Genomic DNA, 19,486 nt, shown 5'->3' with positions numbered 1-19,486 from the left:
GGCCGCTCACCGGCATCGGCGTGGTTCTCAGGAGTGGAGGGTCAGCGTGCGCTGGATCCGCTCGGCGGTCGCGCGCATCTGGGACGCCGCCCGCTCGATCTTGGGCAGCTTGCCCGGACGGCAGGAGACGGCGAGCGCGCCGCGGACCGAACCCGTCGCGTCCGTCACCGGGACGGCCGCGCACCCCGTGCCCAGCGCGTACTCCTCGCGGTCCAGCAGCAGCCCGCTGGACGAGCTGAGCGAGCGCATCAGCCGTCCGGGCTCGGTGATGGTGTGCGGGGTCAGGTCGACGAGCGGATGCCGGGACAGGTAGTCGCGGCGCCGCTCGTCGTCGAACTGGCTCAGCACGCACTTGCCCATCGCGGTGGCGTGCGCGGCGTCCTCGAAACCGACCCACAGGTCGACGCGCGGGGCGCGCGGGCCGTCGGCGATGTCGATGAGGCGGATCTCGTCATCCACATGCATCCCGAAATAGGCGGCGGCGCCCAGTTCGTCCCGCAGGGCGACCAGGGCGGGCCGGAGCCGGGCGAGCAACTGCTGCGTGCGGCTCCGCCCGTGCAGGGATTCGACCCGCTCGCCGAGCACCCAGAACCCGTCCGGCAGCCGGGTCGCGTAGCCCTCGTGGGCGAGGGTGCGCAGCAGGTGGTACGTGGTGGCGAGCGGCAGCCGCGCCTCGCGGGCGAGCTGCTTGGCCGGCGCCCCGCTCGAATGCGACGCCACCGCCTCCATCAGACGCAGAGCACGCTGCACCGAGGCGATGAGAGTGGGTTTTCGTGTCTCACCCATGACGGACGGTGAACCCCTCTGGCCTGATCCGGTCAGGCCGTCGGTGACGGTCCCGCCCATTGGAACATCTTCGCAGTCCGGACGTGCGGGGTTTCCCGATCCAGCCATGGGAAATGCGATCGGCATGAGCCAGCGAACCCAAGCCCACGTCGACGAGCGGACGGCCAGAAAGGTCGCCGAAGAGGCACGCGAGACCGAATGGCGGCTGCCGAGCTTCGGTAAACAACTTTTCCTCGGCGACTTCCGCCTCGATCTCATCCATCCGCATCCGCGCCCGGCCGGGGAGCAGCGGCGCAAGGGCGAGGAGTTCCTCGCCCGGCTGACCGAGTTCTGCGCCACCCGGATCGACGCGGCGCTCATCGAGCGGGAGTCGCGCATCCCGGACGACGTCGTCACGGGCCTGCGGGACCTCGGCGCGCTCGGCATGAAGATCCCGGAGAAGTACGGCGGGCTCGGGCTCAGCCAGCTCTACTACGGCCGGGCGCTGATGGTCGTCGGGTCGGTCAGCCCGGCGCTCGGCGCGCTGCTGTCGGCGCACCAGTCCATCGGCGTCCCGCAGCCGATCAAGCTGTTCGGCACGCGGGAGCAGCAGGACGAGTGGCTGCCGCGCTGCGCCAGGCAGATCAGCGCGTTCCTGCTCACCGAGCCCGACGTCGGCTCCGACCCGGCCCGGCTGCGCGCCACCGCCGTCCCGGACGGCGACGACTACGTCCTCAACGGCGTCAAGCTGTGGACGACGAACGGCGTCATCGCCGATCTCGTCGTCGTGATGGCGCGCGTCCCGAAGTCCGACGGGCACCGCGGCGGCATCTCCGCGTTCGTCGTGGACATGAACACACCGGGCATCACGGTCGAGAACCGCAACGCGTTCATGGGGCTGCGCGGCATCGAGAACGGCGTGACCCGGTTCCACGATGTCCGCGTCCCGAAGGCCAACCTCATCGGTAAGGAGGGCGCGGGCCTGAAGATCGCGCTCACCACGCTGAACACCGGGCGGCTGTCGCTGCCCGCGATGTGCGCGGCGAGCGGCAAGTGGGCCACCAGGATCGCGCGGGAGTGGTCGAAGGAGCGGGTGCAGTGGGGGCGGCCGGTCGGCGAGCACGAGGCCGTGTCCCGCAAGATCGCGTTCATCGCGGCGACGGCGTACGCGATGGAGGCGATGCTCGACCTGTCGGGCCAGCTCGCGGACGACGAACGGGGCGACATCCGGATCGAGGCGGCGCTCGCGAAGCTGTGGTCGTCGGAGATGGCCTACCGGGCCGCGGACGAGCTGGTCCAGCTGCGCGGCGGACGCGGCTACGAGACCGCCGAGTCCCTCGCGGCGCGCGGCGAGCGGGGCGTGCCCGCCGAGCAGTTGCTCCGCGACCTGCGCATCAACCGGATCTTCGAGGGCTCCACCGAGATCATGCATCTGCTGATCGCCCGCGAGGCGGTGGACGCGCACCTGTCGGTGGCCGGTGACATCATCGACCCGGACGCCTCCACCGGGCAGAAGGCGCGAGCGGCGGCGAAGGCGGGCGGGTTCTACGCGCGCTGGCTGCCGACGCTGGTCACCGGCGCCGGGCAGCGCCCGAACTCCTACGCCGAGTTCGGGCCGCTCGCCCACCATCTGCGGTATGTCGAGCGGGCGTCCCGCAAGCTGGCCCGGTCGATCTTCTACGCGGCGGGACGCTGGCAGGGCGGTCTTGAGCACCGGCAGGGGTTCCTCGGCCGGATGGTCGACATCGGCGCCGAACTGTTCGCGATGAGCGCGGTGTGCGTCCGCGCCCACGCCGACTCCTCGGCGCAGGGCGCGCTGTCGGGCACCGCAGGGACGCCCGGCAGGTCGGCCCTGCGGCTCGCCGACGCGTTCTGCCGGCAGGCGCGCGTCCGCGTCGAGGAACTGTTCGACGGGCTGTGGCGCAACACCGACACGATGGACGTGAAGCTCGCGCGGGCCGTCCTCGCCGGTGACTTCGCGTGGGTGGAGGAGGGCGTCCTCGACCCGTCCATCCCCGGGCCGTGGATCGCGCCGTCCGAGCCGGGACCGAGCGAAAAGGAGTCCGTGCACCGCACCATCGACTGACCCCGCCACCCGCCGACCAGGCGACACGCCCGGCGGACGCCCGCCAATCGGTCACCGCGGGACGTCCGGCGTTCACGCATGGGTAGACTGTCCCGGCCTACGCGCCAGAGATCAGCCCCGTCCCCGAGCGGGCCAGGCCTTCGATCCGGCGAACGTGAAGCCGAACGCCAACGCACCCCAGCGAGCGGGAAGTATGCAGTCACCTGGTCAGAAGAAGTCCATCGCAGGCACCCTCCTCAACCTCCTCGGCAGCGGCCCGAAGAAGGCCGCTCCGGCGACACCCGGCGAAGACGTCGTCCAGCCCGCCGCGGGGGAGGGCGCGCTGGAGAACCACCTAGGCGGGGATGAGGCCCGCAACTACCGCAAGTACGAGTACGAGACCGTCGCGCCGTACGTCGGCCGGTCGATGCTGGAGGTCGGCTCCGGCCTCGGGCACTTCTCCGAGCAGTTCGCCGGACGTCTCGACTACCTCGTCGTCAGCGACAACGACCCGTACTGCGTCGGCGAGCTGCGCAAGCGCCACGCCGGCAACGACGACGTCGAGGTCATCGACCTGGCCCTGCCGGCCGACATCGAGATCCGGCAGAAGGTCGACACCGTCGTGATGATGAACGTCCTGGAGCACATCAAGGACGACGTGCAGGCGCTGCGCGACCTCGCCTCCGTCACCGACAACGGCGGCCGCATCGTGATCTGGGTGCCCGGCTACATGCAGCTGTACGGCGACTTCGACCGCAAGGTCGGGCATGTCACCCGGTACACCCCGGCGACGCTGGAGAAGACGGTGCGCGAGGCCGGGCTCGTCCCCGAGGTGCTCAAGCCGATCAACTTCCTCGGCGGCATCGCCTGGTGGTTCGCGGTCCGCCGCGGCGGCGCCGGGTATCCCGACCCGCGGCTCGTCAAGATCTACGACCGGACGGTCGTGCCGCTGACCCGCGGCATCGAGCGCCTCATCAGGCCGCCGTTCGGGCAGACGGTCTTCTGCGTCGCCCGCGTCCGGCGTTGACCGGACACGGGCAGCGCTCCCGGCGGTGACGGGTCACCGAGTCCGGCCCGTCACCGCCGCTTCGCGGGCGCGAACAGCGCCAGCCGGTGCGCGGTCGCGGCGGCCTCGCCGCGGCTCGTCACGTCCAGCTTGCCGAGGATGTTCGACACGTGGACGCTGGCCGTCTTCACCGAGATGAACAGCGCCTCGGCGATGTCGCGGTTGCTGCGTCCCTCGGCGACCAGGCGGAGCACCTCGAACTCACGCGGGGTCAGGCCGAGCGGCGCGGAGGCGTCGCCGCGGCGCGGCGCGCGGGTGCGGCGCAGCAGGTCGGCGGCGTGTTCGGCGAGCGGCACGGCACCGAGCGCGTCCGCGGTGCCGGCGACGACGCGCAGATGCGCCGCCGCGCGCTCGTGGTCACCGCCGGTCAGCGCCGCCTCCGCGGCGCGGATCAGCGCCCGCGCCCGGTAGTAGGGGTTGCCGAGTTCGGTCCACGCGGCGGCGGCCTTCTCCCAGGCGTCGGGGTCGGGGGCGCCGTACACGCCGGTCAGCTTGGCCTCGTACGTCAGCCGGCACGCCCGCTGGAGGCGTCCGGAACTGCGCAGGGCGGCCACGCGCTCCTCGATCCGCCGCAGGTCGTCGGCGGCGGCCTCGCCCACCTCCGTGCAGGCCGTCACGGCGGTCATGAGCGCGGGCCACGCGTAGCGGGCATCGTCCGGCAGGCCGGCATGTTCCAGGACGGGCTGTAGCGCGTCCAGGGCGGCGTCGGGACGTCCCTCCTCCAGCGCGATGCTCATGTCCAGCCACAGCATGCTGAAGTAGTCCTGGGCCTTCAGCCACCGCATCTTGAGGTTCAGGATCTCCTGGGACGCGACGAGCCGCTCCCGCGCGGTCGCGAGGTCGCCGCGCGCCAGCGCGATCCAGCCGGACAGGACGAGCAGCGAGGTCCGGGTGGTGATCGCCGGGTCCTGCTCCATCGCGTGGTTCATCACGGCGAGGGCCTCGTCCCAGCGGCCGAGCGAGACCAGCGGTTCGGCCTGGTTGATGCTGAGGAACGTGCCCTGGGTGCGGGCGACCCCGTATTCGCGGGCCATCTCCTTGCCGCGTGCGGCGACGGCGGCGGCCTCCTCGTGCCGTCCGGCGCCCTCCAGGAAATGCGACTTGATCACGTGGTAGCGGAGCAGCACCCGGTGGCTGCCGGTGCGGTCGGCGGTCGCCTCGGCCTCGGCGAGGGCGTCGTCGTCCTCGTAGTCGATGTCGGTGCAGAACATCGTGATGAGCGCCTCGGCCTCGGCGACGTCGTCCCCGAGCTTGCGCGCGATGGCCAGGGATTCCGCCGCCGCCCTGCGGGCCCCGTCGATGTCGGTGGTGATGCGCACATAGCTGGCCAGCGCCGACAGCGCCCGCGCGCGCAGCACGGTCGGCGGCTCGACGGGCAGGGCCCGCACCGCGGCGCGCAGATCCTCGACGAAGCCGGGCCGCGCCATCCGGTACCGCATCCGGCCGCGCAGTTCCAGCAGTCTCGCCCAGCGTTCGGTGTCGCGCTCGCCGTCCGCAGCCTCGACCTCCTTGAGCGCGGCGGTGACGAGCTTGATGCCGCGGTCGAACTCGCCGGCCAGATCGGCGGCGTTCGCCGCGTCCTCGAGCACCTTGACGTAGTCGGCGCCGATGCGCTCGACCGCGTCCGGGACCCGGTCCCACAGTTGCAGGACGCGTTCGAGCATCGCCAGGCATTCGGCATAGGCGAGCGCCTTGCGGGCCTCACCGGCGGCACGCCAGGACGAGACCAGGGCCCACGTGCTGTTGTGGGCCTGCTTCCAGTGGTAGCTCAGCTCCACCCACAGCCGCCCGGCGGGAACGAGCGAAGGGTCCTTCTCCAGGGTTTCGGCATAGCGCGTGTGGAGCCGCGTGTGCTCGCCCGGCAGCAGGTCGTCGTGGACGGCCTCGCGGATCAGCGCGTGCCGGAACGCGTACCCGTCGCCGTCCACGACCAGGACGTTCGCGGCGACGGCGGGCCGCAGGACGCGGGTCAGCGCGGCGTCGTCCAGCCCGGACACGGCGGCGAGCAGCACGTGCTCGATCCGGGTACTGCCGCCGCTGGCGTCCCGCAGGACGTCCTGCGTCTCCTCGGGCAACCGCTGGACACCGACGAGCAGCAGGTCGCGCAGCGACTCGGGCAGCTCGCACGCCAGCCCGCCGTCTTCGTCGAGCAGCGCCTCGATGAACAGCGGGTTGCCCTCGCTGCGCGCCTCGACCCGCTCCACCAGGCCGGGCGGCGGGGTGTGCCCGAGCAGTTGGGTGACCAGCGCGGACACACCGGCGCGGGTCAGCTTGCCGAGCTCCAGCCGGCGGACGCGGTCGAGCCGGTCCAGCCCGGTGAGCAGCCGGCGCAGCGGGTGGGCCCGGTGCAGCTCGTCCGTCCGGTACGTCATGGCGATCAGCACGGGGGCGGTGCCGAGGTTGCGGATCAGGAAGTCGAGCAGGTCGCGGGTGGACCGGTCGGCCCAGTGGGCGTCCTCGATGACCAGCACGACCGGGCCCTGCTCGGCGAGCCGCTCCAGCAGCGTCAGCACGACCTCGAACAGCCGGGCGCGCTCCTCCCCGGACGCGGCGTCGGACTCCGGCTCCCCGAACTCGGGCAGCAGCCGGGCGAGGCCGCAGGTGTCGCCGCGCGGGACGAGCCCGGCGACGCCCTCGATGCCGATCTCGCGGACGAGCTCGCGCAGCACGGTCGTGAACGGCGCGAACGGCAGACCGTCGGAGCCGAGCTCCAGGCACCCCCCGACGAGGACCCTCGCCTCCACCGTCCCGGCGAACTCGCTCATGAGCCGGGTCTTGCCGACCCCTGCGTCCCCGCCGACGAGCACGGCCCCGGGTGCGGCGGCAAGGGCGTCCCGCAATTCCCCCAGCTCCGCCACCCTGCCGACCAGAACGGGACTCATCACACGCGCATTCACGTCACAAGCATGCCAAACCCCCCGAACATCCCCCGCAAAATTCCGGTCCGTGAGACACCGGGTGTTCATCACATGGGCCCGCGGGCGGCTCCACCGCCGCCACCTTGAGAGGGCGGCCGGAGGGCGGTCGCCAGGCCCGCGCCGAGCATGACGGTGGCCGTGGTCCCCCGATGTACCACGGCCACCGTCATGTCAGACGTTCAGGCCCCCGCAAGAGTTCGCGGTTCGCACAGAAACCTCGTCCTACGACTTGATGGACGGCCGTCCGGCGATGAGATCGCTCAGCCGGTCCCCGAGCCGCTGCACCGGCCGCCGGTACCGGCGTTCGCGCACCAGGGCCCGCCGCTCCTTCCGCGAGCCGGGCCGGTAGCGGCGGCGGGCCCAGGGCGAGCCCGGCCGCGCCAGCCGGACGGCGCCGACCACCGCGACAATCCCGATGAACAGGCCGATGAGCCCCGTCCAGACCTTGCCTTTGAGAAGGGCGACCACGGCCACGCACAGGTCGAGCAGCAGGACGAGCACGATCGTCCACAACCCGTCCCCCGCCGCGTCGTCCACGCCCAATGGCCGCAGGCCCAGCAGCATCAGCCCGCACAGCGCGATCATGATGAAGACGACCTCGACCGACAACCGGCCCTGATCGCTCCAGTAGACGTCCTGGAGATGCAGCACGAGCGCGAACTCGTCCAGGACCAGGGCCGTCCCGACCCCGAACACGGCGGCGGTGGCGGCGGCCCACCCGGACGAACCGTCCTGCACCGCCAGCCCGCCCACACCGCCCACGCACATGAACACCATGCCGAACACCACGTGGTGGACGTGCTGCCCGCCGGGCGTGACGTTCCCCGGCCACCACCGCACCTGCCGCCGGATCATCCGCACGCTGAACCGGATGAACAGGAATCCGGCGATGAACGCCACGAAGAAACAGAACAGCCGGAGCCGCCCGGCGTCCGCGATCTCCCGCGTGAACCACTCCCCCACGGCGGCTCCCTTCCCCCGTCCGGGCAAAGTCCACCTCATGCCGGCGGGCGGAAGTGCGGCATCGCGGAGGTCGTCCGGCCGGCCTGGACACCGCCGTGAGCGATGCGCCGGCCCCTGTTCTCCAACGGTCTCAGCGGAGCATGGGGAGTTCCAGCCGGGGGCGCCTGCCGCTCACCAGGTAGGCCGAGTGGGCGCCGATCAGGGCCGTGCCGCTCCGGCCATGCCCGATCTGCTCGGTGGTGGCGCAGATGGCGTCGGGGACCGTCTCGTCCATTCCCGCCTCGACCAGGGACCGGCACAGGCGCGCGATCGCGGGCCCGTTCATCACCGGCTCGTACACCTCCAGGCGGCGCACCTGCCGGAACGGCTTGCCGGGCACCTGGTAGGGGCCTTCGACGACCGTCCGCACATGCTCGAAGTCGGCCCCGAAGGTGTCGGGCACCAGGTGCGGCAGCCCCGACTCCACCAGTTCCTCGGCGAGTTCCCGGCGCAGGCACTCGGTGGCGTCCTCCCGGTAGGCGCCGGTGGCGAACCACCGCTGGAACCCGGCCAGGGACGGCGCCGGCAGGAATCCCCGCAGATCAGACCGCATGTCGTCGGCGAGCGGGTCGGCGCGGTCGGCGCGGAATCCGAGCCCCTCCAGGATCCGCGCCGCGGGCGCGAAGCTCTTGTAGACGCCTCCCGGCGGGCTGAAGGACCCGGGACGGCTCGGCGAGTGCAGCAGCACATGGCGGTCGTCGTCCCTGATCCGTACCAACGCCGCGAACGAAACCCGGACCTCACGCCGACCGACCGCCATCTCGCTGCCCTCCCGCCCGCCATCCTCCGCCCACCCGCCGCGGAAGACTGTGCCCCCTGCATCAGAGTGCCCCGCGGATCACCGGCTCTGCGGGGTCAGCGGCCCTGGAAGTCGGGGGGACGGTTCTCCAGGAAGGCCGTGATGCCCTCCTTGGCGTCTTCGGTGGCGGTCAGCTCGACCAGTTCGCCCAGCAGGTGGGCCACCTGGTCGTCGAGGGGGCGGCCTTCGATCGCGAAGAAGGCGTCGCGGCCGCGGCGCAGGCCGACCGGGCTCTTGGACGCGATGACGCGGGCCAGTTCGTCCACCCGGGCGTCCAGGTCGGCGCGTGGGACGACCTCGGTGACCAGGCCCATGTCGCGGCCCTCGGCGGCGGTGATGCGGGCACCGGTGTAGTAGAGCTTGAAGGCCCGCTTGGGGGCGACGTTCCGGTTGATGATCGCCATGATCATCATGGGCCAGAGGCCGACGTTGACCTCGGGGGTGGCGAGCTTGACGTCGTCGGCGGCGATCACCAGGTCGCAGGCGGCGGCGAGGCCGAGGCCGCCGGCGACGGCATGGCCGGCGAGCCGGGCGATGATCGGTTTGCCGAGTTTCGGGAAGGCCGTGAACAGGCGGAACGGGGCGCTCTCGCGGATGGCGGAGGCGCTCGCGACCGAGCGTCCGTCCGCTTGGGCCCGGCCCAGGCCGCCGAGGTCGGCGCCGGCGCAGAACGCCCGGTCACCGGCGCCCGTGAGGACGATCACCCGCACGCCGGGGTCGGCCTTGGCCCGGTCGAACGCGTCGAGCAGTTCGGCCGTCATCCGGTCGCTGAGCGCGTTGCGGGCCTCGGGACGGTTCAGCGTGATCCGCGCGATCCGCTCGTCCACCGCGTAGATGATGGTCTCGTACATGCCTTCTTCCCGGGCGACGGCGGCTGCCCCCGGAGCGGAACTCCGGGGGCAGGACGTGAGGCGAGGTCGTCAGAGCCGCTCGATGATGGTGGCGTTGGCCTGGCCGCCGCCCTCGCACATGGTCTGCAGGCCGTAGCGGCCGCCGGTGCGCTCCAGCTCGTGGAGGAGCTTGGTCATCAGGACGCCGCCGGTCGCGCCGAGCGGGTGGCCGAGTGCGATCGCGCCGCCGTTGGGGTTGGTCTTCTCCAGGGACGCGCCGGTGTCGTGCGCCCACGCCAGCGGCACCGGGGCGAACGCCTCGTTGACCTCGAAGACGTCGATGTCGTCGATCTTCAGTCCGGCCCTGCCGAGCGCCTTCTCGGTCGCCGGGATCGGGCCGGTCAGCATGTAGACCGGGTCCGAGCCGCACACCGCGAGGGTGTGGATGCGGGCGCGGGGGGTCAGGTTGTGCTGCTTCACGGCCTCCTCGGACGCGATGAGCAGCGCGGACGAGCCGACGGAGATCTGCGAGGCGACGGCCGCGGTGATGACGCCGTCCTCGCGGAGGGTCTTCAGGCCCGCCATCTTCTCCAGGGTGGTGTCGGGGCGGGCGCCCTCGTCCTTGGACAGGCCCGCGATGGGCGCGATCTCCCGGTCGAAGTAGCCGGCCTCGATGGCCTTGGCCGCGCGCCGGTGGCTCTCCAGCGCGAACTTCTCCAGGTCCTCGCGGGTGAAGCCCCACTTCTCGCACATCAGCTCGGCGCCGCGGAACTGGGAGATCTCCTGCATCCCGTACCGCTCGGCCCAGCCCTCGCCGAAGGGGAAGGGCATGCCCTTCTCCATGGCCATCGCGACGGACGAGCCCATCGGGACGATGGCCATCTGCTCGACGCCGGCGGCGACGACCAGGTCCTGGGTGCCGGACAGGACGCCCTGCGCGGCGAAGTGGATCGCCTGCTGGGACGATCCGCACTGCCGGTCGATGGTCACGCCGGGCACGGTGTCCGGCAGCCCCGCCGACAGCCATGCGGTGCGCGCGATGTCGAGGGACTGCGGGCCGACCTGCATGACACAGCCCATGATCACGTCTTCGACCGCGGAGGGGTCGACACCGGTGCGGTTGACGAGTTCCTTGAGCACGTGGGCCCCGAGGTCGGCCGGGTGGACGTCCTTCAGGGCGCCCTTCTTGGTACCGACAGGGGTACGGACCGCGCCAATGATGTACGCCTCGGCCACTACGCCTCCAAAGTATGGGGTTCCGTCCCGAAACCGAGTGAGATTCGGTTAGTCAGTATGAGATTACATCCATCATGACGCAACGCCATGTGAGCTGAGTCTCCGGGTGCGTTCCCCTGCCGAATCCCCCGCGCGGGGAGTTACCCGGGGCCGGACGAGATCACCCGGCCCCCGGGCGGAAGGGTCAGCGCAGAAGGTCCGAGGCGACCTTCGCGGCACCGATCCCGGCGGCGCCGCCGGCGATCCCCACGGCCCCCGCGGTCACCCACAGCGGCAGCCCCCTGCGGGTCTTCATGCCGCTCGCCACATCGAGCGCATCGACGGCGAGGCCGATCCGCGCCCACAGCCGGCGTCCGCCGTCATCGCTGAGCAGGTAGCCGGCGCCGAGCGCGACCTCCCGCGCGCCGAACATCCGGACCATGTAGTCGCGGCCGGCGTCGGCGGCGCCGAGGCCCATCAGCTTCGCGCTGAGCTTCGGCGCGGCGAGTGTCGCGAGGCCGAGGGCGATCCGCCCGCGCGCCAGGTTGGTCATCATCCCGTCGACCTTGTCACGGTCGTCTACTTCCGTTTCATCTGCCACAAAGGCGAGATTATCGGGCATCGCGCCGGTCCGGACCGGCAGGTAACCCGTTCCTTACACGTCTATCGTTCAAGAAGGCGCACTCCCCCCGAAGCTGAAGGTGGCCATGGAAGACATCCTCGCTCTTGTCGTCGTGTCACTCCTCGCCGCGTTCTGCGTGCGCTGGGCCGCGGTGCGGCTCCGGGTGCCCATGCCCACCCGGGCCGCGGTGATCACCGTGTTCGTGCTGGTCGTGTTCGCGATGTACGGCCAGCATCTGAAGGGGTGAGGCGGCGGCGAAATTCTCCCGGGGCGGGCGCGAACTTACTCCCCCGGCGGTGAGTCATAACTGTCGAAAACGGCTTCCACACCCCGCCCGGCAATGCCCGTCCAGGGAAGCCGGCCCGAGCCGAGGGAGTGCCCCAGTGCCGCATCCGGCGCCCGCCGTCCAGCGCAGCGGCGGCACGATCGCCCCGCATCTGAGACGCCTGCTGGAGTTCGTCGAACCCGGCCGCGACGACGTCTGCCTCGACGTCGCGCGCGGCCGCGGGCCGATGCCCGCCGCGCTCGCGCCCCGGGTCCGGCACATGACCGCGGTGGACGCGATGCCCGACCCGCCGGCGTCCACCGGCCGGTCCGGGCGGATGACCACCGTCGAGTTCGGCACGGGTCCGGTCCGCATCACCGGCGGCGACGCCCCGGACGGCGACCGGCCCCCGGCGTCGGCGACGCGCGAGGACCACCGGCCGCATCCGGTCGGCCCCGACCGCCCGACGATCAAGGCGGACGCCACCGCACTGCCCTACCGCGACAACACGTTCTCCCTCGTCACGGCCCGGTTCTCGCTCTACAACCTGGGCGATCCCGACCATGTGCTGCGCGAGCTGCTGCGCGTCTGCCGCCCGGACGGACGGGTGGTCATCGCCGATCTCGTCCGCGGCAACCTCGCCGGCCCGGAACGCGACCGGATCGAGCGGCTCCGCGACCCCGACCATCCGGGCACCCCGTCCATCGCCCGGCTCACCGAGTTGATCACTTCGGCGGGCGGCAGCATCCGCCGGCTGGACGTGTTCACCGTGGAACGCCCCGTGGAGCCGTGGCTCGCCGGCGCCTGCGACGACGCCGCGGCCGACCGCATCCGCGAAGCCCTCCTCGACGAGGTGGACGGCGGCCCCAAGACCGGCGCCAAGCCACGCGTCATCGGCGGTGAGCTCTGGTTCACCCAGTCATGGGCCCACGTCGCCGCCGAACCGATCTCCTAGGGGACGAGGACGGCGGCGCCCGTGAAGCGGTCTGCGGCGAGGTCGGCCAGCGCACGGTCTGCCTCGTCCAGCCCGTAGGCGTGTGTCGTGACGGCGACGTTCAGGCGCGCGGCCATCGTGAGGAACTCCTCGCCGTCCGCGCGGGTGTTCGCCGTCACCGACCGGACCTGCCGCTCCTGGAACAGGTGCCGCCGGTAGTCCAGGACCGGGACGTCGCTCAGATGGATGCCCGCGATCGCGCACGTCCCGCCGCGGTCGAGGCGTTCCAGCGCGGCGGCCACCAGTTCCCCCGCCGGGGCGAAGACGATCGCCGAGTCCAGGGGCGCGGGCGCGGCGTCGAAGGAGTCGCCCGCGAAGGACGCCCCCAGCTCGCGGGCCAGCTCGCGGGCGGCCGGGCTGCGGGTGTAGACGTGCACGTCGGCGCCCTCGGCGAGGGCGATCTGCGCGGCCAGGTGCGCCGAGCCGCCGAACCCCCAGATGCCGAGCCGCCCGCCCGGCGGCAGGGCGGCGCGGCGCAGCGCCCGGTAGCCGATGATGCCCGCGCACAGCAGCGGCGCGGCGCGCACGGCGTCCAGTTCGGGCGGCAGCGCGTAGGTGTAGGCGTCGACGCCCAGCGCGTATTCGGCGTAGCCGCCGTGCGCGTCCCAGCCGGTGTAGACCGAGGCCGGGCAGAGGTTCTCGGCGCCGCGGCGGCAGAACCGGCACGCGCCGCACGTCCCGCGCAGCCATGCCACACCGACCCGGTCGCCGGCGGCGCGCAGGCAGCCGGGGCCCGCCTCGACGACCTCGCCGACGATCTCGTGGCCGGGCGTCACCCCGGGCAGGTGGACGGGCAGGTCGCCTTCGGCGACGTGCAGGTCCGTCCGGCAGACACCGCACGCCAGCACCCGCACCAGCAGCTCGCCCGGACCGGGGGACGGCACCTCGCGATCGACGCGCCGCAGCGGCCCCGACGCGATCGGGGACGGCGTCTCGACCACCCAGGCGCGCATCACGGCGTCAGCGGCAACTCGAACCAGACGGCCTTGCCGTCGGACGTGGGCCGGGCACCCCACCGGGTGGCGAGCTGGTCGACCAGGTAGAGGCCGCGCCCACCCTCGTCGGTCTCGCCCGCGCTGCGGATGCGCGGCAGCCGCATGTCGGAGTCGAACACCTCGACCCACACCGCGTCGGCGCCACGCCGCAACCGGAGCCGGAACTCCTTGATCTGCGGCTCGCGGCGGCCGAGGTCGACGCCGAGGTTCCAGTCGTCCTCGTGGAAGGTTCCGCCCTCGAACGGCTCGTCCTCCAGGCTCGCCCCGAAATCGGTGTTGAACTGGACGGGCGGCGGCGCGCCGAGCGGCTCACCGCCGCGTCCGGGCGGCCCCGCGGGGACCGGGACGGTCATCTCGCGGCGCGGTGCGGGCGTCGTGGTGGCGTGCAGGACGACGTTCGTGACGACCTCGGACACCAGCAGGCACGCCAGTTCGGCCTGCTCGTCCAGCATCCCCCAGCTCGCGAACGCGTCGGCGGCCATCCGCCGCGCCTCCGAGACCATGATCGGCTCGGCGGTGAACGTGCGCTCCTCGACGGCCAGTTCGTCGCCCGCGGTGCGGATCACCACGATCGCGACGTCGTCGTCGATCTCGCCGGGAACCGCGTCGTAGACGGCGTTCGCGATCGCTTCGACGTCGCCGCCCGCGGCCTTGGTGACGGCGGTGCGGAGCATCTCCCGCGCTTCCTCGCGGGAGTAGTGCTCGCCGTCCTCCTTGGGCCGCCGGTCGATGAGGCCGTCGGTGTAGAGGACGAGCGTGGAGCCCGGCTTCAGCTCGGTCCTCTCCTCGTTGTAGAGGATCTCGCCGCCCATCCCGGGGGCGCGCAGGCCGAGCATGCCGCCCTGGCTCTCGAACGGCAGCTCGCCGACCTCGCCGTCCACGATCAGCAGGGGCGGGTCGTGCCCGGCGTTGGCGAACTCCAGCACCCGCGACCACGCGTCGTACACGAAGTAGGTGCAGGACACGAGCGGGGGGCGGACGAGATCGTCGCTGTTCCAGCCGGACCGCATCCGCTCGGGGCGCGTCATCGTCCGGACCCACTCGTCCAGCTTGCGCAGTATGTCGGCGGGCGGCTTGTCGTCCTGCGCGAAGGCGCGCAGCGCGGCCCGCAACTGCCCCATCACGGCCGCGGCGCGGGCGCCGCGTCCCTCGACGTCGCCGATGACGAGGCCGACCCGGCCCGCCGACAGCGGGATCACGTCGTACCAGTCGCCGCCGACCTGCGTCTGGATGCCGTGCCCGTGCGCCTCCAGCGGGCGGGCCGGCTCGTACCGCCAGGCGATCTGCAGGCCGTCCAGCGGCGGCGGCCGGTCACCGGGCAGCAGGTGCTTCTGGAAGGCGAGCGCGGTGTTGCGCTCCTCCTCGAACAGCAGCGCGTTGTCGACGGCGAGCGCGACCCGGCCGGAGATCGCGCCGAGCAGGTCGCGGTCGAAGCCGTCGTAGTGCGGGTCGGGGCGGTCGGACAGTTTCGACAGCGCCAGGCTCATCACGCCGAGCAGCTCGCCGCGCACCAGCAGCGGCGCCGAGATCACCGAGGTGATGCCCATCGCGTCGCCGAGCCGCCGGGACGCCTCGCTCGGCGCGGCGAACCGGTGCCGGACCATGTCCTCGACGAGGACGGTGTCACGCCGCTCCATGGCCTTGGCGCTGAAGTGGCCGGGCGGGTAGGAGACGGGCGCGCCGACCTCCGCCCAGGTATCGGGCGGCGGCTCCCAGCCCCCCGCGTGCCGCGACACCCTGCGGTAGAGCCGGTCGCCGCTGAACAGGTCGATGAAGCAGTGGTCGGCGAACTGCGGGACGAGCGTGTCGGCGACCCGGCGGAGGGTGTCCTCCAGTTGCAGCGACCCGGCGAGCCGCTCACCGATCCGCTCCAGCAGCCCGTAGCGCTCCCGCTCGCGCTGGTTGGAGCGGAGCGCCTCCCGCGCGAAGATCACCACGCCGTCGACCGCGCCGGACGGATGCCGCAGCGGCACCGCGTGCGCGCGTGTGTAGACGGTGGTGCCGTCCGCGCGCAGGTTGCAGAACGTGCCCTCCCAGACACCGCCCTTGAGCACGTGCCTGGCCAGCTCCGCCGCCTGCTCGTAGTCCTCCTCGGCGATGCCCAGGGAGAGGACCGACTGGCCGATGACCTCGCCGCCGCCGTACCCGAACAGCTGCCGCGCGAAGGAGTTGCCGTAGATGACGTTGCTGAAGCGGTCGCAGACGATGACCGCCATCTCCATCTGGTCGAGGACGGTCTCGGGCGGCAGGCGCGCCTCGTCAGGCGCTTCCCCCCAGTGGCTCATCTCCCCATCCCGATCCCGCTCACAGTCATCGTCACCGGCTCGGTGATCACCAGGCGTCGCGGCACGGCTGCCGCGCGTACCCTCGTCGTATTGAACGACGAACCCGCCGCCGAGATACGCACGATCGGCACGCCGATAAGGAGATCTTCGGTATAGACCGTGAAGACCGGTGCCCGCGCGCCGACCGTGTCAGCGCCTGCTGACGAAGACGTGTTCGGCGATGTCGCGTGGCAGCTCCGTCGCTGGTCCCTCGCCCTCGGCGTCACTGATCACCCGTACCCCGTCATCGGTCGCCCGGAGAATCACCTCTCGTCCCGGTTGTATCCCTATCTGCTTGAGTCTAAGCATCAGGTCGCTGTCGCTCTGCACCTGCTCACTGATCCGCTTGATCACCGCGCCGGCACCGGAGGGGCTCGCCACCGCGGTCATCGCCGACAGCGGCGCGGTGTCGTCTTCGTCGCCGTGCCCGCCGAGTTCGTCCAGGCCGGGGATCGGGTTGCCGTGCGGGCAGGCGGTCGGGTTGTCCAGCAGCGCGACGAGGCGGCGTTCGACGTCCTCCGACATGACGTGCTCCCACCGGCACGCCTCGATGTGGACGTCCTCCCAGGGCAGGCCGATGACGTTGACCAGCAGGCATTCGGCGAGCCGGTGCTTGCGCATGACCCGCGTGGCGAGGCCGCGACCGCTCTTGGTCAGTGTGAGGTGCCGATCGCCCTCGACCCGCAGCAGCCCGTCGCGCTCCATCCGCGCGACCGTCTGGCTCACCGTCGGGCCGCTCTGGGAAAGCCGCTCCGCGATGCGCGCGCGAAGGGGGATGATCCCCTCCTCTTCGAGCTCGAAAACCGTCCGGAGGTACATCTCCGTGGTATCGATAAGGCCGTGTGAGGTCACAGCTCCCTCCAGTCTTATGGGCAGGAGTCTACTTGCTCAGACCACACGTCGCCTGGCCCCGCGAATATCCCCCTGAAGCCGGGTACGGAGCAACACGAGATGAATGCGAAACCTTCCCGGGACGCGGAACCGTTCCTGCCCGAGACGCCCGAGGAGCGCGCCGACCTGGACGCGCTGCGCCACGCGGCGGCCGGCTGCCGCGGCTGCGGCCTCTATGAGAACGCCACCCAGACCGTCTTCGGCGAGGGCTCACCGGGCGGACGCGTCGTGCTCATCGGCGAGCAGCCCGGCGACCAGGAGGACCGCAAGGGTCACCCATTCGTCGGCCCCGCCGGACGCGTCCTCGACCAAGCGCTGGAGGAGGCCGGGATAGAGCGCGGCGACGTCTATGTCACCAACGCCGTGAAGCACTTCAAGTTCAAACGGCCGGCGGGCGGCAAGCGGCGCATCCACGAGACGCCGAACGCGGGCGAGATGCACGCGTGCCGCCCCTGGCTGCTCGCGGAGTTGCGGATTCTGGACCCGGACATCGTCGTCGCGCTGGGCGCCACGGCGGGCAAGGCGCTGCTCGGCGCGTCGTTCCGGGTGACGAGGCAGCGCGGGCGCCTGCTGCCGCTGCCCGATCTGGAGACGCTCGGCACCCCCGCCGCCGCGCGGGAGATCGACGAGGCGCCGGAGCGGGCCGGGCCCCGGCTGCTGGCGACGATCCACCCGTCGGCCGTCCTGCGCGCCGAGGACCGCGACGCCATGTACGCGGGCCTGCTGGACGATCTGAAGGTCGCCGCCTCAGTTCTCCATTGACGCGGCCGCGGCCGGCCCGGATTCCGTGGCCTCCGATTCCGCGGGCACGGTCTCGGCGGTCCGGGTGTCGTAGCGGAGCAGGGCCGGGACGGCGAACCCGGCGATGACGACCAGCACCGCGCAGGCGAGACCGCCGCCCACCCACGACGCGGTGGCCCCGGCGACGCTAGCGGTGGCCCCGGCCCGGACGTCCCCCAGCCGCGGGCCGCCCGCGACGACGACGGTGAAGACGCCCTGGAGCCGTCCCCGCATCCGGTCGGGCGCGTACGTCTGGAGCATCGACTGGCGGAACACCGACGACACCAGGTCGGCCGCGCCGCCGACGGCGAGCAGCACCACCGCGAGCCACAGCGACCCGGACAGCCCGGCGGCCGCCACCGCCAGGCCCCACACCGCGATGGCCACGACCAGGGCGATCCCCTGGCGGTGCACCCGCCCGATCCAGCCGGACGACAGCCCGCCGAGGAACGCGCCGATCGCGATGGCGGCGAACAGGTAGCCGACGGCCCCCTCCCCGCCGAACCGGGTCTCGGCCACCTCGGGGAACAGGGCGCGCGGCATCGCGACCGCCATCGCGATGATGTCCACGACGAACGACATCAGCAGCACGGGCTGCGTCCCCAGGTAGCGGAGCCCGTCGAAGACCGACCGCAGGCCGGGCGAACCGGTGGTGTCGCCGAGCGGCGGGATCGGGGGAAGCCGGAGCGCCGCGTACAGCACGACGGTGAACAGCACCGCGTCGAGCGCGTACGCCGCCGCGTAGTGCCAGTGGGCCAGCAGCACCCCGGCGAACAGCGGCCCCGCCAGCATCCCGAACGTGCTCGCGGTGAAGTTGAGGGTGTTGGCCGCCGGGACGAGCGGCCCGTCGACCAGCCGGGGAGTGATCGCGCCGCGGGTCGGCGAGGCCACCGCGAAACCCATGGCCTGGATCGCGACCACGCCCATGATCAGGGCGAGGCTCTCGATGCCGAGCAGCGCCTGGACGAGCAGCAGCAGCGTCGCCGCCCACATCACGCAGGACGAGAGGAACAGCAGCCTGCGCCGGTCCATGTGGTCGGCGACCGCGCCGCCCCACAGCCCGAACACGATCAGCGGGACGAGGTTGACGAAGCCGAGCACACCGACCCACAGCGACGACTTCGTCATGTCGTACACCTGGACCGGGACGGCCACCGAGGTGACCTGGAACCCGAGGAACGACACGCCCTGCCCCAGCCACAGCCGCCGGTACGCGGGGTAGGCGAGCGGTCGCGTGTCGATGGCGAGCCGCCGCAGCCTGCCACGTGCGGTTGTCACGGAGACAGTCTCTCCACCACCCACACGCCGCTACCCTCCGGACCCGCTTCGCGGCGGTACCGGATCCGGTCGTGCAGCCGGTCGCGGCGGCCCTGCCAGAACTCGATCGACTCGGGGACGACGCGGTACCCGCCCCAGAAGTCCGGCAGCGGGACGACGTCGGAGTCCTCGCCGTCCGGTACGCCCGGCGGCTGCCCGGCGGCCGGATCCGGCCAGCGCTCGGCCACCTCGGCGTAGCCGCGCTCCAGCGTCTCCCGGTCGGGGATGACTCCCGACTGGTGCTCGCTCGCCCACGCGCCGAGCCGCGACCCGTACGGACGCGTCCGGAAGTAGGCGGCCGACTCGTCCCGCGACAGTTCCGCCACCGGGCCCGCGACGCGCACCTGCCGGTACATCGGATGCCAGGGGAACACGAGCGCCGCGCGGGGGTTCTCCGCGAGGTCACGCCCCTTGGGGGAGGTCAGGTTCGTGAAGAACCGGAACCCCTGCGGCCCGTACCCCTTCAACAGGACGAGCCGGGCACTCGGCACGCCGTCGCCGGACGCGGTGGCGAGCACCATCGCGTTCGGCTCGGCGAGCCCGGAGGCGTGCACGTCGGCGAACCAGGCGGCGAACAGCGCGAGCGGGTCGGCGGGGAGCGCCGACTCGGACAATTCGCCCCCCTCGTAGGATCTGCG

Annotated in this window: 17 protein-coding genes; 5 read left to right on the top strand and 12 right to left on the bottom strand. The window is 72.2% G+C overall.

The genetic code is table 11. The features are described 5' to 3' along the window. Positions 1 to 27: 27 nt before the first annotated feature. Positions 28 to 750, bottom strand: a complete 723-nt coding sequence (locus tag ACQP1N_RS06090; RefSeq protein ID WP_433229533.1) for an IclR family transcriptional regulator — start codon at positions 748 to 750, stop codon at positions 28 to 30. A 160-nt stretch (positions 751 to 910) separates the two neighbouring features. Between ACQP1N_RS06090 and ACQP1N_RS06085 the strand changes: the two genes are divergently transcribed. Continuing rightward, a complete protein-coding gene (locus ACQP1N_RS06085; RefSeq protein WP_433229531.1) occupies positions 911 to 2,851 on the top strand; it encodes an acyl-CoA dehydrogenase family protein in 1,941 nt (646 codons plus the stop codon). Between the two features lie 193 nt (positions 2,852 to 3,044). Then, on the top strand, positions 3,045 to 3,857 hold the full coding sequence (locus ACQP1N_RS06080; RefSeq protein WP_067801899.1) for a class I SAM-dependent methyltransferase: 813 nt from the start codon (positions 3,045 to 3,047) through the stop codon (positions 3,855 to 3,857). 50 nt (positions 3,858 to 3,907) lie between these two features. Here ACQP1N_RS06080 and ACQP1N_RS06075 read toward each other — a convergent pair whose 3' ends face one another. The 6 genes from ACQP1N_RS06075 to ACQP1N_RS06050 all read right to left on the bottom strand — a co-directional run bounded on the left by ACQP1N_RS06075 (position 3,908) and on the right by ACQP1N_RS06050 (position 11,261). After that, entirely contained in the window at positions 3,908 to 6,778 is a 2,871-nt protein-coding gene (locus ACQP1N_RS06075) for a helix-turn-helix transcriptional regulator (protein WP_433229529.1), read from the bottom strand. A gap of 258 nt (positions 6,779 to 7,036) precedes the next feature. Continuing rightward, the gene (locus ACQP1N_RS06070; RefSeq protein WP_067801903.1) at positions 7,037 to 7,777 is read right to left on the bottom strand and encodes a hypothetical protein; all 741 of its coding nucleotides are present in this window, start codon (positions 7,775 to 7,777) and stop codon (positions 7,037 to 7,039) included. Positions 7,778 to 7,907: 130 nt separating this feature from the next. Next, the gene (locus ACQP1N_RS06065; protein WP_067801905.1) at positions 7,908 to 8,576 is read right to left on the bottom strand and encodes a hypothetical protein; all 669 of its coding nucleotides are present in this window, start codon (positions 8,574 to 8,576) and stop codon (positions 7,908 to 7,910) included. Between the two features lie 95 nt (positions 8,577 to 8,671). Continuing rightward, positions 8,672 to 9,466 carry an enoyl-CoA hydratase/isomerase family protein gene (locus ACQP1N_RS06060; RefSeq protein WP_433229527.1) on the bottom strand — a complete coding sequence of 265 codons (795 nt, stop codon included), beginning with the start codon at positions 9,464 to 9,466 and terminating at the stop codon, positions 8,672 to 8,674. A 69-nt stretch (positions 9,467 to 9,535) separates the two neighbouring features. Further along, the gene (locus ACQP1N_RS06055; RefSeq protein WP_067801916.1) at positions 9,536 to 10,681 is read right to left on the bottom strand and encodes an acetyl-CoA C-acetyltransferase; all 1,146 of its coding nucleotides are present in this window, start codon (positions 10,679 to 10,681) and stop codon (positions 9,536 to 9,538) included. 184 nt (positions 10,682 to 10,865) lie between these two features. Next, positions 10,866 to 11,261: a hypothetical protein gene (locus tag ACQP1N_RS06050; RefSeq protein ID WP_242608761.1), complete on the bottom strand. Its 396-nt coding sequence runs from the start codon at positions 11,259 to 11,261 to the stop codon at positions 10,866 to 10,868. Positions 11,262 to 11,367: 106 nt separating this feature from the next. Between ACQP1N_RS06050 and ACQP1N_RS06045 the strand changes: the two genes are divergently transcribed. Together ACQP1N_RS06045 and ACQP1N_RS06040 are read left to right on the top strand one after the other, a co-directional pair. Further along, complete coding sequence (locus ACQP1N_RS06045) at positions 11,368 to 11,529, top strand: hypothetical protein (RefSeq protein ID WP_165488361.1); 162 nt, start codon at positions 11,368 to 11,370, stop codon at positions 11,527 to 11,529. Positions 11,530 to 11,665: 136 nt separating this feature from the next. Then, the gene (locus ACQP1N_RS06040) at positions 11,666 to 12,502 is read left to right on the top strand and encodes a class I SAM-dependent methyltransferase (protein WP_067801921.1); all 837 of its coding nucleotides are present in this window, start codon (positions 11,666 to 11,668) and stop codon (positions 12,500 to 12,502) included. On the opposite strand, the gene ACQP1N_RS06035 is transcribed toward ACQP1N_RS06040, so the two are convergent. From ACQP1N_RS06035 to ACQP1N_RS06025, 3 genes are all read right to left on the bottom strand, one after another. Then, a complete protein-coding gene (locus tag ACQP1N_RS06035) occupies positions 12,499 to 13,494 on the bottom strand; it encodes a zinc-dependent alcohol dehydrogenase family protein (protein WP_433229524.1) in 996 nt (331 codons plus the stop codon). The genes ACQP1N_RS06040 and ACQP1N_RS06035 overlap by 4 nt on opposite strands. Next, entirely contained in the window at positions 13,494 to 15,821 is a 2,328-nt protein-coding gene (locus ACQP1N_RS06030; protein ID WP_067801931.1) for a SpoIIE family protein phosphatase, read from the bottom strand. The genes ACQP1N_RS06035 and ACQP1N_RS06030 overlap by 1 nt, the downstream gene beginning before the upstream one ends. Positions 15,822 to 16,010: 189 nt before the next feature. Continuing rightward, positions 16,011 to 16,712 carry a metal-dependent transcriptional regulator gene (locus ACQP1N_RS06025; protein ID WP_067801935.1) on the bottom strand — a complete coding sequence of 234 codons (702 nt, stop codon included), beginning with the start codon at positions 16,710 to 16,712 and terminating at the stop codon, positions 16,011 to 16,013. A gap of 99 nt (positions 16,713 to 16,811) precedes the next feature. On the opposite strand from ACQP1N_RS06025, the gene ACQP1N_RS06020 reads away from it, so the two are divergent. Continuing rightward, positions 16,812 to 17,513 carry a UdgX family uracil-DNA binding protein gene (locus ACQP1N_RS06020; RefSeq protein ID WP_433229522.1) on the top strand — a complete coding sequence of 234 codons (702 nt, stop codon included), beginning with the start codon at positions 16,812 to 16,814 and terminating at the stop codon, positions 17,511 to 17,513. Here the strand turns inward: ACQP1N_RS06020 and ACQP1N_RS06015 are convergent. After that, positions 17,499 to 18,809 (bottom strand): MFS transporter, encoded by a 1,311-nt coding sequence (locus tag ACQP1N_RS06015; RefSeq protein WP_433229521.1) that lies wholly within the window; start codon positions 18,807 to 18,809, stop codon positions 17,499 to 17,501. The genes ACQP1N_RS06020 and ACQP1N_RS06015 overlap by 15 nt on opposite strands. Then, entirely contained in the window at positions 18,806 to 19,462 is a 657-nt protein-coding gene (pdxH, locus tag ACQP1N_RS06010) for a pyridoxamine 5'-phosphate oxidase (protein ID WP_242608759.1), read from the bottom strand. Before pdxH ends, ACQP1N_RS06015 begins: the two co-directional genes overlap by 4 nt. Positions 19,463 to 19,486: the final 24 nt, after the last annotated feature.

This window comes from Actinomadura formosensis, assembly GCF_050948385.1.
Lineage (GTDB): Bacteria > Actinomycetota > Actinomycetes > Streptosporangiales > Streptosporangiaceae > Spirillospora > Spirillospora formosensis.
This window is presented reverse-complemented; position numbering and strand designations above follow the sequence as displayed.

Bases quoted from the DNA above. Each gene is read 5' to 3' on its own strand.
- ACQP1N_RS06020 (WP_433229522.1), top strand. From the start codon at position 16,812: ATGAATGCGAAACCTTCCCGGGACGCGGAACCGTTCCTGCCCGAGACG.
- ACQP1N_RS06030 (WP_067801931.1), bottom strand. From the start codon at position 15,821: ATGAGCCACTGGGGGGAAGCGCCTGACGAGGCGCGCCTGCCGCCCGAG.
- ACQP1N_RS06045 (WP_165488361.1), top strand. From the start codon at position 11,368: ATGGAAGACATCCTCGCTCTTGTCGTCGTGTCACTCCTCGCCGCGTTC.
- ACQP1N_RS06085 (WP_433229531.1), top strand. From the start codon at position 911: ATGAGCCAGCGAACCCAAGCCCACGTCGACGAGCGGACGGCCAGAAAG.
- ACQP1N_RS06080 (WP_067801899.1), top strand. From the start codon at position 3,045: ATGCAGTCACCTGGTCAGAAGAAGTCCATCGCAGGCACCCTCCTCAAC.
- ACQP1N_RS06060 (WP_433229527.1), bottom strand. From the start codon at position 9,466: ATGTACGAGACCATCATCTACGCGGTGGACGAGCGGATCGCGCGGATC.
- ACQP1N_RS06035 (WP_433229524.1), bottom strand. From the start codon at position 13,494: ATGCGCGCCTGGGTGGTCGAGACGCCGTCCCCGATCGCGTCGGGGCCG.
- ACQP1N_RS06065 (WP_067801905.1), bottom strand. From the start codon at position 8,576: ATGGCGGTCGGTCGGCGTGAGGTCCGGGTTTCGTTCGCGGCGTTGGTA.
- ACQP1N_RS06075 (WP_433229529.1), bottom strand. From the start codon at position 6,778: ATGAGTCCCGTTCTGGTCGGCAGGGTGGCGGAGCTGGGGGAATTGCGG.